Genomic DNA, 22,049 nt, shown 5'->3' with positions numbered 1-22,049 from the left:
TCAGGCCTTCTCGCCCCACGCCCGGGTCAGATGACACATCCGGCTCGCGCCGGGGCGGTGACATGCCTTCCGGCTGCCCTTTTCGCCAGGGGGCACATGCCAGGCCACCTTTGCATGAGCACACATTCACGGGGTAGGTAATCGCGATCATGGAATCGGTTGACCGGCGCACCAGCCACGACCAGGGCCACCCTCTGCGCGCCGCACAGGCCGGCATGTGGTTCGCGCAGCGCATCGCCCCACCCTCCCGGGTCTTCAACATCGCCCAGTACGCGGAGATCCGCGGCCCGCTCGACACACACCGGTTCCTGCACGCCCTGCGCCGGGCCATCGAGGAAGCCGAGACACTGCGCGTCCGCTTCCGTGAAACGCCGCAGGGGGTACGGCAGTACGTACCGGACACCCTCGACTGGAGCCCGTCGTTCGTCGATTTCTGCGACCGCCGGGACCCGGTGGCCGCCGCCCACCGCTGGATGAGCGAATTCGCGGCCCGACCGGTCGACCTCTTCGCCCCCCTCCTCCTGGACGTGGCCCTCCTCAAGACCGGCCCGGACCACTACCTCTGGTACCAAGGGGCGCACCACAGCGTCGTCGACGGATTCGCCGGACCGCTCGTCGCCCACCGCGCCTGCTGCCTCTACAACGACGCGATCGCCGGGCAGCCGAGTGCGCCGACGCCGTTTCCCGGCATCGAGGCACTCCACGCGGAGGAGGAGGCCTACCGCTCCTCCGGCCGCTTCGCCACCGACCGCGACTACTGGATGGGGCAGTTGGCGGACCGGCCCGAGCCCTTCAGCCTCTCCCACCAGCAGCTCCCGGTCCCCGACCGCACCCGGCGCGACTCCGGCACCCTCCCGGAACCGGCCGGCGCCCTCCTGCGCTCCACCTCCCGCCGGCTGCGCACCACCTGGAGCGGGCTGGCCATCGCGGCCGCGGCCGCCTATCTGCACCGGATGTCGGGCGCGGACGACCTCGTCCTCGGACTGCCCGTCACCGCCCGCGCGGGGCGGATCCAGCGCAGCGCGGCGGCGATGCTGTCCAACATCGTCCCCCTGCGCCTGCGGCTGCGGAGGGACACCACCTTCCCCGACCTGCTCCAGGAGGTCACGGCCCGCACCCGGCAGGCCCTGGTGCACCAGCGCTACCGCTACGAGGATCTGCGCCGTGATCTCGGAATGCCCGAATCCGAGGAACGGCTCTTCAGCTCCGAGATCAACGTGATGGCCTTCGACGACGCCCTGGACATCACCGGCTGCACCGCGAGCTTCCACAACCTGACCAACCCCAACACCGAGGAACTGGCCTTCTCGCTGTACGGACGAGCCGACAGCGGCACGATCCGGGTGGACGCCGACGCCGACGCCCAGCGATTCGACGCGGACGACCTCGCCGGCCACCGCGCCCGCTTCGCACGGCTCCTCACCCGCCTGGCGGAGGACCCCGACCGCCAACTGCGGGCGCCCGACCTGATGGACGAGAAGGAAGGCCTGGTCATCCAGGGGTGGAACGCCACCGCGGCCGCCACACCCGAAGCCACCTTCCCCACGCTGTTCTCCCGCCAGGCCGGCATCACCCCGCACCGCATCGCGGTGGCCTGCGGCCGGCGCGAGTGGAGCTACGCCGAACTCAACGCCCGTGCCAACCGGCTCGCCCACCTCCTGGCCGCCCGCGGTGTGTCCCCCGGCAGCCACGTGGTGTCCGCCGTGCCGCGCTCGGCCGAGGCGGTCCTGACTCTGCTGGCCGTGCTCAAGGCCCGCGCCGTGTACGTCCCGGTGGACCCCGATCACCCCGCCGACCGCGTCGCCGGAGTGATCGGCACCGTCGGTCCCGAACTCGTCGTGGGACTCTCCCGGGACACCGCGCCGATGGCAGAGCACACCGGTACCGTCGCGGGGGGCTGGCTCGCCCTCGACGACGACGCCGTCCGGCGACGACTGGAGCAGCAGCCCGACACCGACCCGGCGCCGGAGCGGGACCCGGCGGCGACCGCGCTGGGCCTGGCCTACGCCATCTTCACCTCCGGCTCCACCGGAAAGCCCAAGGGCGCGATGGTCCACCAGCGCGGCATGGTCAACCATCTGCTGGCCAAGGTCGAGGACCTGGAACTGACCGCCGGGTCCCGGGTCGCGCTCAACGCGCCCCTCACCTTCGACGTGTCGATCTGGCAGATGCTCGCCGCCCTGCTCACCGGCGGCACGACCCAGGTCATCGACGACGACGCCGGACAGGACGCGCTGGCGCTCTTCGAAGGCGTCGCAAGGACCGGCGTCACCGTGCTGGAGGTGGTGCCCTCCCAGGTCCGCGCCGCCCTCGACGCGTGGGACGCCGGCGTACCGGCGGCGCCGCTGCCCCGGCTGCGGCGCTTCATCGTCAACGGTGAGGTGCTGCCACCCGCCCTGTGCCGGCGCTGGTACGCCCGCTATCCCGACGCGGCCATCATCAACGCCTACGGCCTCACCGAATGCTCGGACGACAACGCGCACGCCTTCATCACCGCCGGTGACGTGCGCGCGGACACCCGGCTCCCGGTCGGACGGCCGTTGCGCAACAACCAGTTCCACATCCTCGACCGGGACCTGCGCCCGGTTCCGGTCGGCGTGCCGGGCGACCTGTTCATCGCCGGTACCGGCGTGGGACGCGGCTATCTCGCCGATCCCCGCCGGACCGCCGAACGCTATGTGCCCGACCCGTTCTCCGCCGCTCCCGGCGCCCGTATGTACCGCACCGGCGACCGGGCCCGCTGGCGGCCCGACGGGCAGCTCGATTTCCTGGGCCGCAACGACCACCAGGTGAAGATCCGTGGCAACCGGATCGAGCTGGGCGAGGTCGAGGCCGCCCTGCGCACGGTGGACGGCGTGCTCGACGCCGTGGCGGCCGTCCACCGCGCCGGGAACGTGCAGCGGCTGATCGGCTACGTGATCGGCGACATCGCACCGGAGAAGGTACGCGAGGCCGTCGCCGACGCCGTACCCGACTACATGGTGCCGGCCGCTCTCGTCCGGCTGGAGACGTTCCCCCTCAACACCAACGGCAAGGTCGACCGCAAGGCCCTGCCGGCCCCCGACTTCGCGACGTCCACCACCGGCACCCAGCCGCGTACGGCCACGGAACGGGCGCTGTGCGAGGCCTTCGCCGAGGTCCTGGGTCTCCCCGACATCGGCATCGACGACAGCTTCTTCGACCTGGGCGGCGACAGCATCGTCTCCATCCAGCTCATCAGCCGCGCCCACCGCGTGGGGCTCCGCCTCACCGCCCGCGACATCTTCCAGCACCGCACCGTACGCGCTCTGGCGTCGGTCGCCACGGCGGCCGGCCACGAGTCGGCCGGAGCGGCCGAACCGGAAGGGACGGAGCAGGGCGACATCCCCCTCACCCCCGTCGCGGCCTGGCTGGCCGGGCTCGAAGGACCAAAGGACCGCTACCACCAGTCGGTGCTGCTCCAGGTTCCCGGCGGCCTCGACCCGGCCGCCCTGACGACGGCGCTGGACGCACTGCTCGCCCACCACCCCCTGCTGCGCGCCCACGCGCGGCCGGACGGCACTCTCACCGTTCCCCCGGCCGAGGAACGGCCCCAGCCCGGCCTGCTGCTGCACCACCGGGACGTGAGCGGGGAACCGGAAGGCGGCCTGGAGCGGGCGACCGGACAGGAGCGTGCCGCGGCCGCGGGCCGGCTGTCCCCGGGCAACGGGCTCATGCTCCAGGCGGTGTGGCTCGACGCGGGGCCGCAGCAGCCCGGACGGCTCCTGCTCGTCGTCCACCACCTGGTGGTGGACGGCGTCTCCTGGCGTGTCCTGCTGCCCGACCTCGCCGCCGCTTACGCCACCGCCCGCACCGGTGGCGTGCCGGAACTGCCCGCCACCGGAACGTCCTTCCGGCACTGGGCCCGACAACTGACCCGCGCAGCCGTCGACCCCGGCCGTGCCACCGCCGAGCTCCCCCTGTGGCAGCGCATCAGCGGACACACCGAACCCCCGCTGGGCAGCCGCGCCCTCGACCCGGCCGTCGACACCCGCGCCACTGCCAGGGACATCACCGTGGTGCTGCCCGCGGACGTCAGCGCCGCCGTACTCACCCGGGTACCCGCCGTCTTCCACACCGGAGTCGACGAGGTACTGCTGACGGCGCTGGCCCTCGCCGTCGAGCAGCACCGCACCCGGCGCGGGGCCGGGGCGGCCGGCCCGGTCCTCGTCGACCTGGAGGGCCACGGCCGGGCGGACATCGTGCCCGGCGCGGACCTGACCCGGACCGTCGGCTGGTTCACCAGCATCCACCCGGTGGCACTGCCGGGCACGGACCCGGACACGGGCCGCCCCGCACGCGAGGGCACCGCACTCGGCGCGGCCCTCAAACGCGTCAAGGAGGAACTGGCGGCCATCCCCGATCATGGCATCGGCTACGGCCTGCTGCGCCACCTCAACCCCACGACGGGCGCCGCACTGGCGGAGGGCGCCGTCCCGCAGATCGGCTTCAACTACCTGGGCCGGACCAACCGACCGGGGAACCTGGGCGACTGGTCGCTGGACACCTCCGACGGGGCGCTGAGCGGCGGGGCGGACGACGCCATGCAGCTGGCACACGCCCTGGAGATCGATGTCCACCTCGGCGAGGAACGCGAAGGCCCCGGCAGCGGCCGGCTGTTCGCCCGCTGGCAGTGGGCCGGCGGCCTGCTGACCACCGACGAGGTGCGGCTGCTGGCCCAGGACTGGCAGCGCCTCCTGTCGGCACTCGCCACACACGCCGAGGAGGACGGGGCGGGCGGGCACACCCCCTCGGACATGGCGCTCGTCGAACTCAGCCAGGAGGAGATCGACGAGATCGAGGCCGGTACCGCGCACCCCGCGGTCGGCGAACGGGACGGCTTCGACGAAGACTTCGACGACTTCGACGACTTCAACGGGATCGAGGAGTGGCGGGCATGAGCGCGAGCAGCAACGTCGAGGAGATCCTCCCGCTGTCGCCGTTCCAGCAAGGGCTGTACTTCCACGCCGGTTTCGACCGCGGGGCGCCGGACGCCTACGGCGTGCAGTACGTCCTGGATCTGGAGGGCCCGCTGAACGTCCGGGCCCTCGGTGAGGCGGCCCGCGCCGTACTGAACCGGCACAGCGCCCTGCGCGCCGTCTTCCGGCAGCGGGCCAGCGGTGAGCCGGTGCAGGTCGTGCAACGTGCGATACCCCTGCGGTTCACCCGGCTCGACCTGCTGCCGCTCGCCGAGGAGGAACGGCACGCGGCACTGGAGGAGTTCCTCGCGAAGGAACGCGCCGTCGGCTACGACCTCGGCCGCGCCCCCCTGATCCGTTTCGCCCTGGTACGCGTCGCACCCCGGCGCTACCGGTTCGCCCTGATGAACCATCACATCCTGCTCGACGGCTGGTCCATGCCGGTGCTGCTGGGCGAGTTGTTCCGGGAGTACGCGGACCGGAACGCGGGCGGATCCGGGGATGTCCTGCCGCCGCCCGCCGGACAGTACCGGGACCATCTCGGATGGCTGAGCACCCGGGACAGCGCGGCCGCCGAGACCGCCTGGCGGGATGCCTTCGCCGGACTGGACGGACCCACCCTGCTGGCTCCACCCGAAGGGACCGGGACACCGGGCACGCCCCAGCGGCTCACCGTCTCGCTGGACACGGAACGGCTGAACCGGCTCACCGACTGGGCCCGGGGCGCCGGGGTGACCGTCAGCACCGTGGTGCGGGCCGCCTGGGGGATGGCTCTCGCGCGGCTGACCGGCCGCACCGATGTGGTCCTCGGCGCCACCGTCTCCGGCAGGCCACCGGAACTGCCCGGCGTGGAGAGCATCGTCGGGCTGTTCATCAACACCGTGCCGGTGCGGATCACCCTCGATCCGGCCGAGCCGGTGCGAGAGTTGCTGCGCCGCACGCAGGCCGAACAGACCGCTCTGCTGGCCCACGACCACCTGGGGCTGGTCGACATCCACCGGGCGACCGGCCATGCAGCCCTGTTCGACACCGTCGTGCTGATGCAGAACTATCCGTTCGACCGGGCGGAGTTCGACAAGCTGGCGACAGGCCTGACGCTGCGGGACGTCCGGGCGCACGACGGCGCGCACTACCCGCTGCGGCTGGTGGCGCTGCCCACCGGTGACGGACTCGACCTGCACCTGGACCACCGCCCGGAGGTGGTAGCGGCCGTCACCGCGCGCGCGGTGGCCGACGCGCTGGTACGGATGCTGGACCGCCTCACCGGCCGGGCCGGTGAGGTGCTGGTCCGGGACTGGGACGCGGGCACGTTCACGGGCGACTCGGCCGGCCCCGTTCACGGGGAACGACGGGAACCGCCGGCGGTGACGTTGCCGGAGTTGTTCGCGGAGCAGGTGGCGCGGACGCCGGAGGCGGTCGCGGTGGTGGACGACGGTGACGGGTCGTCGCTGACCTACGCCGAACTCGACACGCGGGCCGCCTCGCTGGCCCGGGTCCTGGTGGATGCCGGCGTCGGACCGGAATCGTTCGTCGCGGTGCTGCTGCCCCGCTCCACGGACCTGGTGACCGCGTTGCTCGCCGTGCACAAAGCAGGCGGCGCCTATCTTCCGATCGACCCGGACTACCCGGCCGACCGCATCCGGTACATGCTCGACGACGCCCGCCCCACCGCCCTCGTGACGGCATCGTCGATACCGGTCCCGGAGTGCGCCGCTCCGATCATCACACTCGACACCGTGGAGGCGGTTCCCGGCCCGTTGGCCGCTGTCGCTGTGCGTCCGGAGCATCCGGCGTATGTCATCTACACCTCGGGTTCCACCGGCCGCCCCAAGGGGGTGGTGGTCCCACATGCGGGGATCGTCAACCGGCTGCTGTGGATGCAGGACCACTACGGCCTCACCCCCGGCGAAGGGGTGCTCCAGAAGACCTCGGCCAGTTTCGACGTGTCGGTGTGGGAGTTCTTCTGGCCGCTGATCACCGGCGCCCGGCTGGTCCTCGCCCGCCCCGGCGGCCAGCGGGAACCGGGATATGTCGCTGATGTCATCGGCCGTGCGGGCGTCACGACGGTGCATTTCGTGCCCTCGATGCTCCAGGCATTCCTCGCCGACCCGGCCGCCGCGGACTGCACCGGCCTGCGGCGCGTACTGTGCAGCGGCGAAGCCCTCTCCGGCGACGCCCGCGACCGGTTCTTCCGCACCCTCCCCGATGTCGAACTCCACAACCTCTACGGACCCACCGAGGCATCCGTCGACGTCACCGCCCACGCATGCGACCCCAAGGACACCGGCCCCACCGTCCCCATCGGCGAACCTGTCCGCAACACCGGCCTGCACATCCTCGACACCTGGCTCCGGCCGGTCGCGCCCGGGGTACCGGGGGAGTTGTATCTCTCGGGGATCCAGCTGGCCAGGGGCTACTGGGACCGCCCGGCGCTGACCGCCGAACGGTTCGTCGCCGACCCCTTCGACACCACCGGCAGCGGCACCCGCATGTACCGCACCGGCGACATCGTCCGCCGCACCACCGACGGCCACCTCGAATACCTCGGCCGCACCGACGACCAAGTCAAAATCCGCGGCTTCCGCATCGAACCCGGCGAAATCGAAACCGCCCTCACCTCCCTGACGGGCATCGCCCAGGCCACCGTCATCGTCCGCGAGGACCGGCCAGGCGACCCCCGCATCACCGCCTACCTGATACCGAAGAACAACGCTGTCCTCGAAACGGCGCGGGTCCGCGCGGCTGTGTCCGCCGTGCTGCCGGACCACATGGTGCCCGCCGCCTTCGTCACCCTCGACGCGCTGCCCCTCACCCCCAACGGCAAACTGGACCGCAAGGCACTCCCCACCCCCGGTCTCGATCAGGCACGTTCGCCCGCCAGGGCGCCGCGCACCCCGCGCGAGGAGACCCTGTGCCGGCTGTTCGCCGACATCCTGGGCACCGAAGAAGTCGGCATCGACGACAACTTCTTCGACCTCGGCGGCCACTCCCTCCTCGCCACCCGCCTGACCAGCCGCATCCGCACCGAACTGGACGTGGATCTCGACATCCGGACCATCTTCGAGGCGCCCACCCCCGCGCTGCTGGCCGCGCGCTGCGGCGCCGACGACCGACACCGGCCGGTGCTGACGCGTGCGCCGCGCACCGGTGATGTCCCGCTGGCGTTCGGCCAGACGCGACTGTGGTTCCTGGACCAGTTGGAAGGGCCGAGCGCGACCTACAACCTCTCCTTCGCGCTGCGCCTCTCCGGGCCACTGGACATGACGGCGATTCAGCGAGCCGCCATGGACGTGCTGGCCAGGCACGAGAGCCTGCGGACGGTGTTCCGGGTGAGCGACGGCGGGCCGGTGCAACACGTGCTGGAAGTGGATGAACTCCCCGTGCCACTGCGGACGGTGGCCACCTCACCGGACGGACTGGACCGGGAGATGGCGGCGGAGACCGCCAAGGGATTCCGCATCGCCACCGAACTGCCTCTGCGCATCACGCTGTTCGAGGAGTCGGAGCAGGAGCATGTGCTGCTCGTCGTCGTCCATCATCTGGTGAGTGACGGGTGGTCGTTGGCGCCGTTGGCGCGGGATCTGGCCACCGCCTACACCGCACGCACCCAGCACACGGAACCCGACTGGGAACCGCTCCCCGTCCAGTACGCCGACTACACCCTGTGGCAACGCGAACTCCTCGGCGACGCCAACGACCCCACCAGCCTCGCCGCCGAACAACTCACCTACTGGGAGAAAACCCTCACCGGCCTCCCCGAACACACCCCACTCCCCCACGACCACCCCCGCCCCACCCAAGCCACCTACCGCGGCGCCACCACCCCCATCACCCTCACCCCCCAACTCCACACCCAACTCAACCAACTCGCCCGCGACAACGGCGCCACCCTCTACATGGTCCTCCAAGCAGGACTCGCCACCCTCCTCACCCGCCTCGGCGCCGGCACCGACATCCCCATCGGCTCCCCCATCGCCGGACGCACCGACGAAGGACTCGACAACCTCATCGGCTTCTTCGTCAACACCCTCGTCCTACGCACCGACACCTCCAACGACCCCACCTTCACCACCCTCCTCCACCGCGTCCGCGACACCGACCTCGCCGCCTACGCCCACCAAGACCTCCCCTTCGAAAAACTCGTCGAACACCTCAACCCCACCCGCACCCTCACCACCCACCCCCTCTTCCAGACCGCCCTCGTCCTCCAGAACAACACCCCACCCCAACTCCACCTCCCCCACCTCACCATCACCCCCACCCACCTCCCCACCACCACCGCCAAATTCGACCTCACCCTCGACCTCACCGAAACCCCCAACGGCATCCACGGCACCCTCGAATACGCCACCGACCTCTTCACCCACACCACCGCCCACAACCTCACCCAATGGCTCACCCGGATCCTGGCCTCGGCGGCTGCGAACCCGGACGCGCGGCTCCACACCCTGGACTTCCAGCAGGAGAGCGAGCGGTACACGGACGACAATCCACACCAGGTCCCGGCGGTGACGTTGCCGGAGTTGTTCGCGGAGCAGGTGGCGCGGACGCCGGAGGCGGTCGCGGTGGTGGACGACGGCGACGGGTCGTCGCTGACCTACGCCGAACTCGACACGCGGGCCGCCTCGCTGGCCCGGGTCCTGGTGGACGCCGGCGTCGGACCGGAATCGTTCGTCGCGGTGCTGCTGCCCCGCTCCACGGACCTGGTGACCGCGTTGCTCGCCGTGCACAAGGCCGGCGGCGCGTACCTCCCGATCGACCCGGACTACCCGGCCGACCGCATCCGGTACATGCTCGACGACGCCCGCCCCACCGCCCTCGTGACGGCATCCTCCGTGGCCGTGCCCGAGGGGCCGGTGCACACGGTGCTCATCGACGCGCCGAGGCCCGGGCCGGGGCTGGTGTCACCGGTGGCGGTGCGTCCGGAGCATCCGGCGTATGTCATCTACACCTCGGGTTCCACCGGCCGCCCCAAGGGGGTGGTGGTCCCGCACGCGGGGATCGTCAACCGGCTGCTGTGGATGCAGGACCACTACGGCCTGAGGGCGGGCGAGGGCGTGCTCCAGAAGACCTCGGCCAGTTTCGACGTGTCGGTGTGGGAGTTCTTCTGGCCGCTGATCACCGGCGCCCGGCTGGTCCTCGCCCGCCCCGGCGGCCAGGGCGACCCCCAGCACATCGCCGACCTCGTGCGCCGTGAGGGTGTCACGACGGTGCATTTCGTGCCGTCCATGCTCCAGGCGTTCCTCGCCGACCCGGCCGCCGCGGACTGCACCGGCCTGCGGCGCGTACTGTGCAGCGGCGAAGCCCTCTCCGGCGACGCCCGCGACCGGTTCTTCCGAACCCTCCCCGATGTCGAACTCCACAACCTCTACGGACCCACCGAGGCATCCGTCGACGTCACCGCCCACGCATGCGACCCCAAGGACACCGGCCCCACCGTCCCCATCGGCGGCCCCGTCTGGAACACCGGCCTGCGTGTCCTGGACGCCTGGCTGCAACCGGTGCCGCCGGGTGTCCCCGGCGAGCTGTACCTGACCGGCGCGCAACTCGCGCGCGGCTACTGGGACCGCCCGGCGCTGACCGCCGAACGGTTCGTCGCCGACCCCTTCGACACCACCGGCAGCGGCACCCGCATGTACCGCACCGGCGACATCGTCCGCCGCACCACCGACGGCCACCTCGAATACCTCGGCCGCACCGACGACCAGGTCAAAATCCGCGGCTTCCGCATCGAACCCGGCGAAATCGAAACCGCCCTCACCTCCCTGACGGGCATCGCCCAGGCCACCGTCATCGTCCGCGAGGACCGGCCAGGCGACCCCCGCATCACCGCCTACCTGGTTCCCTCGGCCGGGAGCACTCCGGAGCCGCACCAGCTGAAGGCTTCGCTGGCCGCCGTGCTGCCGGACCACATGGTGCCCGCCGCCTTCGTCACACTCGACGCACTGCCCCTCACCCCCAACGGCAAACTCGACCGCAAGGCACTCCCCGCCCCCGGCACCGACCGGACCCCCCGGATCATCCGGGCGCCGCGCACCCCGCGCGAGGAGACCCTGTGCCGGCTGTTCGCCGACATCCTGGGCACCGAAGAAGTCGGCATCGACGACAACTTCTTCGACCTCGGCGGCCACTCCCTCCTCGCCACCCGCCTCATCAGCCGCATCCGCACCGAACTCCAGGTGGAGGCCGATCTGCGGGCGTTCTTCCAGCAACCCACGATTGCCGCCGCCGACCTCTGGGCCCGCAGCACCACGCGGGTCCGTCCCGCACTGCGGCCCATGCGCCGCCCGGAGATGGACGAATCATGATCCCCCTGTCCCACGCCCAGCACCGGCTCTGGCTGATCGACCAGGTTGAGGGGCCGACCGCCACCTACAACGTGCCGCTGGTCCTGCGGCTGCGCGGCGACCTGGACACCGCTGCGCTGCGCACCGCGCTGCACGACGTGGTGGGCCGGCACGAGAGCCTGCGCACCCTCTTCCCGACGAAGGGCGACGTCCCCCACCAGCGCATCGTTCCGGCCGACCGGGTCGACATCGCGCTGGAGGTGACCGACGTCGCCGGCCGCCCGTACGACGAGCAGCTCGCGGCGGTGGACGAGCGGGCCCGTACCCCGTTCACCCTCGCCTCCGAACTTCCCCTGCGGGCCCACCTCTTCCGCGGCGGCCCGGACGACCACACCCTGCTGGTGCTCATGCACCACATCGTCAGTGACGGGTGGTCGTTGGCGCCGTTGGCGCGGGATCTGGCCACCGCCTACACCGCACGCACCCAGCACACGCAACCCGACTGGGAACCGCTCCCCGTCCAGTACGCCGACTACACCCTGTGGCAACGCGAACTCCTCGGCGACGCCAACGACCCCACCAGCCTCGCCGCCGAACAACTCACCTACTGGGAAAAAACCCTCACCGGCCTCCCCGAACACACCCCACTCCCCCACGACCACCCCCGCCCCACCCAAGCCACCTACCGCGGCGCCACCACCCCCATCACCCTCACCCCCCAACTCCACACCCAACTCAACCAACTCGCCCGCGACAACGGCGCCACCCTCTACATGGTCCTCCAAGCAGGACTCGCCACCCTCCTCACCCGCCTCGGCGCCGGCACCGACATCCCCATCGGCTCCCCCATCGCCGGACGCACCGACGAAGGACTCGACAACCTCATCGGCTTCTTCGTCAACACCCTCGTCCTACGCACCGACACCTCCAACGACCCCACCTTCACCACCCTCCTCCACCGCGTCCGCGACACCGACCTCGCCGCCTACGCCCACCAAGACCTCCCCTTCGAAAAACTCGTCGAACACCTCAACCCCACCCGCACCCTCACCACCCACCCCCTCTTCCAGACCGCCCTCGTCCTCCAGAACAACACCCCACCCCAACTCCACCTCCCCCACCTCACCATCACCCCCACCCACCTCCCCACCACCACCGCCAAATTCGACCTCACCCTCGACCTCACCGAAACCCCCAACGGCATCCACGGCACCCTCGAATACGCCACCGACCTCTTCACCCACACCACCGCCCACAACCTCACCCAATGGCTCACCCGGCTGCTCACCGCCGCCGCACGGAACCCCGGCACGCCGATCAGCGCGCTGCCCCTGCTCAGCCCCCGGGAGTACGAGGAGCTGACCACCAGCGGCCCGTACACCGCGCCCGCGCACTCCGTGCCGCACCGGTTCCGCGAGCAGGTCCGCCGCACCCCGGACGCCACCGCCGTGGTCGCCGGCGACCACCGGCTGAGCTACGCGGAACTCGACGCCCGCACCGACGCGCTGGCCGCCCGGCTGACCCGGCACGGTGTCACGGCCGAGACGCCGGTCGCGGTCCTCATGGACCGCTCGGCCGAGCTGGTGGTGGCCCTGCTGGCGATCCTGAAGGCCGGTGGCTGCTACCTGCCGCTGCACCCGGCGCTCCCGCCGGAACAGCGGGCCCATCTCCTGGACGAGACCGGCTGCCGCCTGCTGCTGACCGACCCCGAGCGCGACGAGGAGCCGAACGGCGCCGCTGTCGTCCTCACCGTCACCCGGGACGAGGACCGGGCCCCCGACACCGGCACCCCCACCGGTGAGCTCATCCACCCCGACCAGCTCGCGTACCTCATGTACACCTCCGGCTCGACGGGCCGCCCCAAGGGGGTGGCCGTCCGGCACCGGGATGTCGTCGCGCTGGCCCACGACCACCGCTGGCAGAACTCCCACGAACGCGTCCTGCTGCACTCCCCGCACAGCTTCGACGCCTCGACCTACGAGCTGTGGGTTCCGCTCCTCAACGGCGGCCAGGTCGTCGTCGCCCCGGCCGGCCGGCTGGAGGCGGACAGTTTCGGCCGGCTGATCGAGCGGCACAAGGTCACCGGCATGTGGCTGACCGCCGGCCTGTTCCGGGCCTTGGCGGACGAGGCCCCTGAGTCGTTCCGGCTGCTGAGCGAACTGTGGACAGGGGGCGACGCCGTCTCACCGGCCGCCGTGCACCGGGTCCACCGGGCCTGCCCCGGCCTGCGGATCGTCAACGGCTACGGGCCGACCGAGACCACCACCTTCGCCGCCGCGCATCCCGTCGCCCGCGCCGCCGAGCCCGCCACGACCGTCCCCATCGGCCGGCCGCTGGACGGGATGGCCGCGTACGTTCTCGACGGCAGGCTGCAACCGGTGCCGCCGGGTGTCCCCGGCGAGCTCTACCTGGCCGGGGCAGGTCTGGCGCGCGGCTACTGGGACCGCCCGGCGCTGACCGCCGAACGGTTCGTCGCCGACCCCTTCGACACCACCGGCAGCGGCACCCGCATGTACCGCACCGGCGACATCGTCCGCCGCACCACCGACGGCCACCTCGAATACCTCGGCCGCACCGACGACCAGGTCAAAATCCGCGGCTTCCGCATCGAACCCGGCGAAATCGAAACCGCCCTCACCTCCCTGACGGGCGTCGCCCAGGCCACCGTGACCGTGCGCCACAGCGCGTCCGGCGCCAAACGGCTCATCGGCTACGTGGTCCCCGAGCGGGGCACCGAGCCCGACCTCCCGGCACTGCGCACCGCTCTGGCCGCCAAGCTCCCGGACTACATGGTGCCGGCCGCGCTGGTCCCGCTGGCGGCGCTCCCCCTCACCGCCCACGGCAAGGTGGACCGCCGCGCCCTCCCCGAGCCGCCGGCGGCGGGCCCGGCCGGGCAGTCCTCCGCCGTGCCCCGGTCGCCGGGTGAGGAAACCCTGTGCCGGATCGTCGCCGAGTTGCTGCGCCTGGACACGGTCGGCCCGGACGACAACTTCTTCGACCTCGGCGGGGACAGCATCCTCGCCATCCAGCTGGCCAGCCGCGCCCGCCGGGGCGGTCTGGTGCTCTCCGCCCGTGACGTGTTCCGGTACGGCACCGCCGCGGCGCTCGCCGCGGCAGCCGGCACCGTCGAGGGGCCGGCGGCCGAGCCGCGCGAAGCGGCGTACGGCACGGTTCCCGCCACCCCCATCGTGGAGTGGCTGCGGGAAACCGGCGGACCGGTGGACGGCTTCCACCAGTCGCTGCTGCTGCGCACCCCGCCCGGCCTCGACCGGCCCACCCTGACGGCCGCTCTGCAAACCGTCCTGGACCGGCACGACATGCTCCGCGCCCGGCTGATACCCGGCTCGACCTGGACGTTCGAGGTGCCGGAACCCGGTGCCGTCCCGGCCGCCGGCTGCCTGGAACGGCTGGTCACGGACGGCGAACCCGGCCGGGCCGATCTCGACCGGGCCGCCGTCGCCGCCCACGCGCGGCTGGCACCCGCCGAGGGCGCCATGCTGCGCGCCGTGTGGTGCGACGCCGGGCCCGCCGCCCCCGGCCGGCTGCTGCTCATCGCCCACCACCTGGTGGTGGACGGGGTGTCCTGGCGCATCATCGCCGAGGACCTGATCGCCGCGGCCGCCGCCCACCGCGCCGGCGGCGAACCCGCGCCGCCGCCCGCCACCACGTCGTTCCGCCAGTGGTCCCGGCGGCTCGCCGTAGCCGCCGCGGAACCCGCGCGGGTGGCCGAGCTCCCGCACTGGCGGCGGGTGTTGAAGCAGCCGGACCCGCCGCTGGGCGCACGGCCCCTCGACCCGGCCACCGATGTGCTGGGCACCGCCCGCTCGCTCACCACCGAGGTCTCCGCCGGCATCGGCGGCGCGCTGCTGACCGAGGTCGCCGCCGCCTTCCACGCCGGCCCGGACGAGGTGCTGCTCACCGCGCTCGCCCTGGCCGCCGAGCGGTGGCGGCGGGAGCGGGGCACCGCGCGGGGCACCGGTCTGCTGCTCGACCTGGAGGGCCACGGCCGTCAGGACATCCTGGAGTCGGCCGATGTGTCGCGCACCGTCGGCTGGTTCACCAGCCTCCACCCCGCCCACCTGGACCCCGCACTGAGCGGGTGGGAACACCTGCCGGAGGGCGACCCGGAGTTCGGCCGGGCCCTGAAACGGGTCAAGGAACAACTGCGCGCCGTACCGGACAAGGGCGTCGGGTACGGTCTGCTGCGCCACCTCAACCCGGCCACCGCCGCCGAGCTGGCGGACGGCGCGGTCCCCCAGCTGTGCTTCAACTACCTGGGCCGGGTCACCGGCGCCGGGGGCGAGGAGTCGTCCGCCGGCTGGTCCGTGGACGCCGCCTTCCAGGTACCCGGCGGGGACGCGAACCGGGACGCCGCCCGGCCCCTGGGCCACGCGCTGACGGTGGACTGCCTCGTCCACGACGGCGAGGAGGGACGGCCCCGGCTGACGTCGGTGTGGACCTGGCCCGGCGAGTTGCTGGCCGAGGCCGCCGTACGGGAGCTGGCCGGCTACTGGAGCCAGGCCCTGGAGAAACTGGTGCGGCACACCCGCACCCCGGACGCCGGCGGGCACTCTCCGTCCGACTTCCCGCTCGTGACCGTCACCGACCGGGACCTGGAGGACCTGGAGGACACCCACCCGTCGCTCACCGACGTGGTGCCGCTCACCCCGCTCCAGGAAGGGATGCTCTTCCACGCCCAGTACGACGCACAGGGCCCGGACGTCTACACGGTGCAGATCGACCTGCCGCTGCGCGGGCCCCTGGACGCCCTCGCCCTGCACGCCGCCGCCGGCGCGCTGCTGCGCCGGCACACCGCGCTGCGGGCGGCGTTCGCGGCGACCCGGGACGGCGATGCCGTACAGGTCGTCCTGGCCGAGGACGCGGTCTCTCCCGCCTGGGCCGAGCACGACCTGTCCGGCCTGGACGAGGAGGAGCGGAACGCCGCGCTGCGGCGACTGCTCGACGAGGACCGGGCCCTGCGGTTCGACCCGGCCCGCCCGCCGCTGCTCCGGTTCACCCTGATCCGGCTGGCGGAGCGGGAGTGGCACCTGGTGCTGACCAACCACCACATGCTGCTGGACGGCTGGTCCACACCGCTGCTGCTCCAGGAACTGTTCACGCTGTACGCGGCGGGCGGGGACAGCGGTGCCCTGCCCCGGCCGCGCCCCTACCAGGACTATCTCGGCTGGCTGGCCGCCCAGGACCGGGCGGCGGCCGCGGAGGCCTGGTCGCGGGCGCTGTCCGGCCTGGAGGGGCCGACGCTGGTGGCGCCCGGTGCGGATGGCGACGCGGTGCCCGCGGACAAGATCACCGCGGAACTGCCGGCCGATGTCACCGCGCGCCTGACGGCCCGCGCACGCACGGCCGGGGTGACGGTCAACACGGTGGTACGCGCCGCCTGGGGCCTGCTGCTGGCCGGGCTCACCGGGCGTGAGGACATCGTGTTCGGCGCGACGGTCTCGGGCCGTCCCCCGGAGCTGCCCGGGGTGGAGAGCATCGTCGGCCTGTTCATCAACACCGTCCCGGTGCGCGTGATCCCGGACCCGGCCGAGCCGGTGTCCGCGTTCCTGGCCCGGCTCCAGGAGGAGCAGTCCGCACTGCTCCCGCACCACCACCTGGGACTGGTGGACATCCACCGCGCGGTGGACCGTCCCACGCTGTTCGACACCGTACTGGCCTTCGAGAACTACCCGTTCGACGCGGACGCGCTCACCCGGCGGCACGGCGGGGTGTCCTTCGGCGAGATCGATGTCAGGGACGGCGCCCACTACCCCATCGCGCTGCTGGTCACCCCGGGCGAGCGGCTGCACGTGCGGGTGGACTACCGGCCGGGTCTGTTCACCGGCGAGTCGGTGAACGGGCTGCTCGGGGTGTTCCGGCGGCTGCTCGACGCGCTGGCCGATCCGGCGGACCCCACCGTCGGCGACCTGCCCGCTCCGACCGCCGGGGAACGCCGGGCGCTGCTTCCGGCGACCGGCCCCGGCGCCGCGCCGTCCGGCACCGCCGCCCGCGGCGACGATCCCGCCGAAGGACCGTCCGGCACCGGACAGGGGCCCCGCACCCTCCGCGAACAGGCGCTGTGCGAGCTGTTCGCGGAACTGCTGGAGGTGCCCAGGGTCGGCATCCACGACAACTTCTTCGAACTCGGCGGCCAGTCCCTGCTGGTGGCCAAGCTCGTGCGTCGTATCCGGTCCTCCCTCGGCCTCGCCGTCGATCTGCGCACGCTCTACGAGACGGGCTCCGTGGCGTCCCTCAGTGAACGTCTGGACGCCGGCGGCACGGCGACCACCGATCTGGACGTGCTGCTGCCGCTGCGCGAGGGCGGCACGGCCGCACCGCTGTTCTGTATCCACCCCGGTATCGGCATCAGCTGGTCCTACATCGGGCTGACCCGGTACATCGACGCCGACCGCCCCCTGTACGCCCTCCAGTCGCGCGGCATCACCGAACCGCACGCCCGGCCGGCCACGATGCGCGAAGCCGCGCGCGACTACGCCGAGCGCATCCGGTCCGTCCAGCCGCACGGCCCCTACCACCTGCTGGGCTGGTCCTTCGGCGGGGTCGCGGCGCACGCCGTGGCCGAGGAGCTCCAGCGGCAGGGCGAGCACGTCGCGCTGCTGGCCCTGCTGGACGCCTACCCGGCCGCCGCCCTGCCACCGACCACACCGGCCATGGCTGAGGAGTCGGTGCTGACCGAACTCGCCGACCGGCTGGGCCTCGATCTGGCCGCCACCGGGCAACTCCCCCCGGACCGCGACACCGTGCTGGGCCTGCTCACCGCGCACGGCGCCTCCTGGGCCCCCGACCGCGACACCCTGGCGGCGGTGGTGGACACCGGTGTGGACAACACCCGTCTCATCACGGAGTTCACCCCCGGGGTGGTCGAGGGCGACGTGCTGTTCTTCACCGCCGCTCACGATCTGGACCAGGGGCGCTCCGCCACCGCCTCCTGGCAGCCGCACCTCACCGGGCGGCTGACCGAGCACCTCGTCGCCTGCGACCACCTGGGGATGACCTCACCCGCCGCCCTGGCCGTGGTGGGCGAACGCCTGAATGACCGACTGAGAGACGGAAGCGAATGACAGTCCACAGCACTCCCTTTCAGGAGATCACCGAGGCGACCCTGCTGCCGAGGATCGTCCGGCTCGGCAGCAACCTGTACGGCGCCGTGTTCACCCTGATGAAGCTGGTACCGGCCCGGTACATCCTGCGCCGCGCCCTGGAGCGGGGCGAACTGGAGCCGGGCACCGTCATCGTGGAGACGACGTCGGGCACCTTCGGGCTCGCCCTGGCCATGCAGGCCGCTCTGCTCCGCCGCGACCTGGTGCTGGTCAGCGACCCGGTCATCGACCGCAACCTGCACCGCCGGCTGGCCGACCTCGGCGCGACCGTGGACATCGTCGAACAGCCCGCCGAGATCGGCGGGTTCCAGGCGTCCCGGCTGGACCGGCTCGCCGAACTGCGGTCCGACCTGCCGCAGAGCTTCTGCCCCGAGCAGTACACGAACCCCGACAACCCGGCCTCCTACGCCCTGGTGGCGGAGCGGCTGGCCGACGCGCTGGGCACCGTGGACTGCGTCATCGGCCCGGTGGGCTCCGGCGGTTCGCTGTGCGGCACGGTCCGGGCGCTGCGCGGCGCCACCCCGCACACCCGGGCGATCGGTGTGGACACGCACCGCAGCCTGCTCTTCGGGCAGGAGGACGGCCCCCGGCAGCTGCGCGGGCTGGGCAACAGCCTGATGCCGGGCAATCTGGACCACGGCATCCTGGACGAGGTGCACTGGGTGACCGCCGCCGAGGCGTACGCGACGACCCGGTGGGCGCACCGCAGGCACGCGCTGTTCCAGGGTCCGACCAGCGGGGCCGCGCTGCTGGCCGCGCGCTGGTGGGCGGAGCAGAACCCGGAGGCCACCTGCGTGGTGATGCTGCCGGACGAGGGCTACCGGTATCTGGAGACGGTCTACGACGATGCCTGGACGGCGGGGCAGGGGCTGGATCTGAGCCGGGTGCCGGACAAGCCCGTCGAGGTGACGCACCCCCGTGAGGCCGTGCCCGACCAGTGGAGCTGGTATCCGTGGCGGCGGCAGGAACTCGGCGCCGTCCTGGCGGAAGGCGGGCGACGGTGAGCGGGAACGGAAGCGGACAGGAATCCACCGGCCGGCTGACCCGGACCGTCGGGGCGCGCACACAGCGGCTGGTCTACGGCGAACTGACCCCGGCCGCGCTGCGCGACGAAATGTCGCTGACGACGCGGATCGACCTGGCGCATGTGGTGATGCTGGTCGAGCAGGGGCTCCTGGGCCGGGCCGACGCCGCCAGGCTGCTGCGCACCGTTTCGGCGCTGCGCGCCCAGGACTACGCGCCGCTGCGCGAACGGCCCGCCCCGCGCGGGGTGTACCTGATGTACGAGGGCTGGCTGTCGGGCGTGCTCGGCGAGGAGATCGGCGGGCGGCTGCACACCGGCCGGTCGCGCAACGACCTCAAGGCGACCGCCACGGCCCTGAAGCTGCGGGGGTGGGCCGCCGAAACGCTGTCCGACGCGGTGCGCCTGGAGGCGGTGCTGCTGTCGCGGGCCCGCGCGTACCGCGACGTGGTGATGCCGGTGTACACGCACTTCCAGGCGGCGATGCCGGTCACCTACGGCCACTACCTGACGGGGGTGGCGCTGGCCCTGGGGCGGGACATCACCGCCGCGCAGCAGGCCGCCGAGGGGTTGGACGTCTCACCGCTGGGGGCGGGCGCGGTGGCCGGCTCGGATCTGCCCATCGCTCCCGAGCGGGTGGCCGGGCTGCTGGGCTTCGACCGGGCGAACCCGCACGCGCTGGACGCGGTGGCCACCCGGGACGTACCGCTGCGGCTGCTGGCGGCGTTCAGCGGCCTGGCGGTGACGCTGAGCCGGCTGGCGGCCGACCTCCAGCTGTGGAGCACCGCCGAGTTCGGCTTCCTGACCTTCCCGGACCGGCTGGTGGGCGGCAGTTCGGCGATGCCGCAGAAGCGCAACGCGTTCCTGCTGGAACATGTGAAGGCGAAGGCGGGTCTGGCCATCGGCGCGTGGACGGCGGCGGCGGGGGCGATGAAGTCGGCGCCGTTCACCAACACCATCGAGGTGGGCACCGAGGCGGTGGGCGCCATGTGGCCGGGGCTGCGGGCCGCCGCCGACGCGGTCCTGCTGTGCCAGTCGCTGGTCAGCGGTGCTCGGCCGGTCCCGGAGCGGATGGCGGACCGTGCCGCCGCGGGTTTCGTCACGGCGACGACGGTGGCCAACCGGCTGGTGGCGCACGGTGTGCCGTTCCGCTCCGCGCACCACCGGGTGGGCGACGCGGTCCGCAGGGCCGTGGAGCAGGGCTCCACCGGGCTGGGCGGTCTTGAACTGCCGCCCGGCATCCCGCCGGAGGCCGGCGCGGATCTGCCGCTGCCCCAGGCGGTCGCGGCGCTGCGGTACGGGGGTGGGCCCGGCGCCTTCGACGTCTCCTTCGACCGGGCACGGGCCGCGATGGAATCCCACGGCGCGTGGTGCGCCGGTCTGCGGCGGCGCGAACGTGCGGCAAACGCCGAGTTGGAGGCCGCCGTGGCGCGGCTGAGTACGGCGGGGACACCATGGCTGGCACTGGTGGAGAGCAACACCACCGGCACCGGCCGGCGGTTCTGCGCCGCCGCCCGCGACCGGGGGATGCGACCGGTCGTCCTCACCCGTGATCCGGAGCGCTACCCGTACCTGGCCCAGGACGGTGTCGAGGTTCGGGTCCTGGACACCGGCGACCCGGCGGCCGTGCTCGCGGCCTGCGCGGAGCTCGCCGGCGACGCCGGTCTTGCGGGCGTCACCTCCAGCTCCGAGTACTTCATCGCCACCGCCGCCGCCACCGCCACCGCCCTGGGGCTGCCCGCGCCGGACGCGGCGGCGGTCGAGCGGTGCCGCGACAAGGCCCGCCAGCGGGAGACGCTGGCGGCGGCCGGGGTGGGCGTGCCGGAGGCCCGGGAGGTCGGGGACGCCGCCGGGGCCGAGGCCGCCGCGCGGGAGATCGGCCTGCCGGTGGTGGTGAAGCCGGTGTCCGGCTCGGGCTCCATCGGGGTGCGGCTGTGCGCGGACGCGGCGGACGCCGGACAGTGGGCGGCCGCTCTGCTGGCCGGGCCCGGGTCGGGCGCGGGCCGGGTACTGGTCCAGGAGTACGTCACCGGCCCCGAGTTCTCCGTGGAGACCTTCGACGACACGGTGGTGACGGTGGTGGGCAAGCGGCTGGGCGACCTGCCGCACTTCGTGGAAATGGGCCACGATCTGCCCGCCCGCGCCCCGGACGCGGACCTGGCGGCGCTGGGCCGGGAGACGGTGCGTGCCCTGACCGCCCTGGGGCTGGGCTGGGGCGCCGCCCACACCGAACTGCGGATGGCGGCCCGCGGCCCGGTGGTCATCGAGGTCAACCCCCGGCTGGGCGGCGGGATGATCCCGGTGGCCCTGCGGGACGCGACCGGCGTGGACCTGGTGGACGCCGCGATCGCCAGAGCCGGCGGACAGCCGGTGCCGGACACTGCCGCACGGCCTGGGCACGCGGCCATCCGCTTCCTGGCCGCGCCGCACGGCGGCACGGTGACCGCGCTCGCCGACCCCGGGCCGGCCCTCGCCGTACCGGGCGTCACCGGCGTCCAGTACACCGTGGCACCGGGCGATCTCGTGACGATCAGTCACTCCTTCAAGGACCGGCTCGGCTGTGTGATCGGAACCGGCTCGGACGCGGACGGCGCGGTGCGCGCCGCCGAACGGGCCGTGGCGCTGCTGGGCGCCGACCTCGCCGGCTGACCACCCCCGACCGACACCGAACAGTTCATCAGTT

At 72.8% G+C, this 22,049-nt stretch carries 5 protein-coding genes; all 5 read left to right on the top strand.

Annotated elements, in window-relative coordinates:
• Window positions 1-149: 149 nt before the first annotated feature.
• From SXIM_RS26090 to argH, 5 genes are read left to right on the top strand one after another with little or no spacing between them, the layout of a single operon-like run.
• Window positions 150-4,919: a non-ribosomal peptide synthetase gene (locus SXIM_RS26090; protein ID WP_053116310.1), complete on the top strand. Its 4,770-nt coding sequence runs from the start codon at window positions 150-152 to the stop codon at window positions 4,917-4,919.
• Window positions 4,916-11,245, top strand: a complete 6,330-nt coding sequence (locus SXIM_RS26085; RefSeq protein WP_053116309.1) for a non-ribosomal peptide synthetase — start codon at window positions 4,916-4,918, stop codon at window positions 11,243-11,245. The genes SXIM_RS26090 and SXIM_RS26085 overlap by 4 nt, the downstream gene beginning before the upstream one ends.
• On the top strand, window positions 11,242-18,306 hold the full coding sequence (locus SXIM_RS26080; RefSeq protein WP_046725255.1) for a non-ribosomal peptide synthetase: 7,065 nt from the start codon (window positions 11,242-11,244) through the stop codon (window positions 18,304-18,306). Before SXIM_RS26085 ends, SXIM_RS26080 begins: the two co-directional genes overlap by 4 nt.
• A complete protein-coding gene (locus tag SXIM_RS26075) occupies window positions 18,303-19,349 on the top strand; it encodes a pyridoxal-phosphate dependent enzyme (protein WP_030739163.1) in 1,047 nt (348 codons plus the stop codon). Before SXIM_RS26080 ends, SXIM_RS26075 begins: the two co-directional genes overlap by 4 nt.
• The gene (argH, locus tag SXIM_RS26070; RefSeq protein ID WP_078847043.1) at window positions 19,346-22,015 is read left to right on the top strand and encodes an argininosuccinate lyase; all 2,670 of its coding nucleotides are present in this window, start codon (window positions 19,346-19,348) and stop codon (window positions 22,013-22,015) included. The genes SXIM_RS26075 and argH overlap by 4 nt, the downstream gene beginning before the upstream one ends.
• The last annotated feature ends 34 nt before the right edge of the window (window positions 22,016-22,049 follow it).

It is taken from the genome of Streptomyces xiamenensis (assembly GCF_000993785.3).
GTDB lineage: Bacteria > Actinomycetota > Actinomycetes > Streptomycetales > Streptomycetaceae > Streptomyces > Streptomyces xiamenensis.
This window is presented reverse-complemented; position numbering and strand designations above follow the sequence as displayed.

Coding starts and splice junctions, on each gene's coding strand:
- SXIM_RS26090 (WP_053116310.1), top strand. CDS start 150: ATGGAATCGGTTGACCGGCGCACCAGCCACGACCAGGGCCACCCTCTG.
- SXIM_RS26085 (WP_053116309.1), top strand. CDS start 4,916: ATGAGCGCGAGCAGCAACGTCGAGGAGATCCTCCCGCTGTCGCCGTTC.
- SXIM_RS26080 (WP_046725255.1), top strand. CDS start 11,242: ATGATCCCCCTGTCCCACGCCCAGCACCGGCTCTGGCTGATCGACCAG.
- SXIM_RS26075 (WP_030739163.1), top strand. CDS start 18,303: ATGACAGTCCACAGCACTCCCTTTCAGGAGATCACCGAGGCGACCCTG.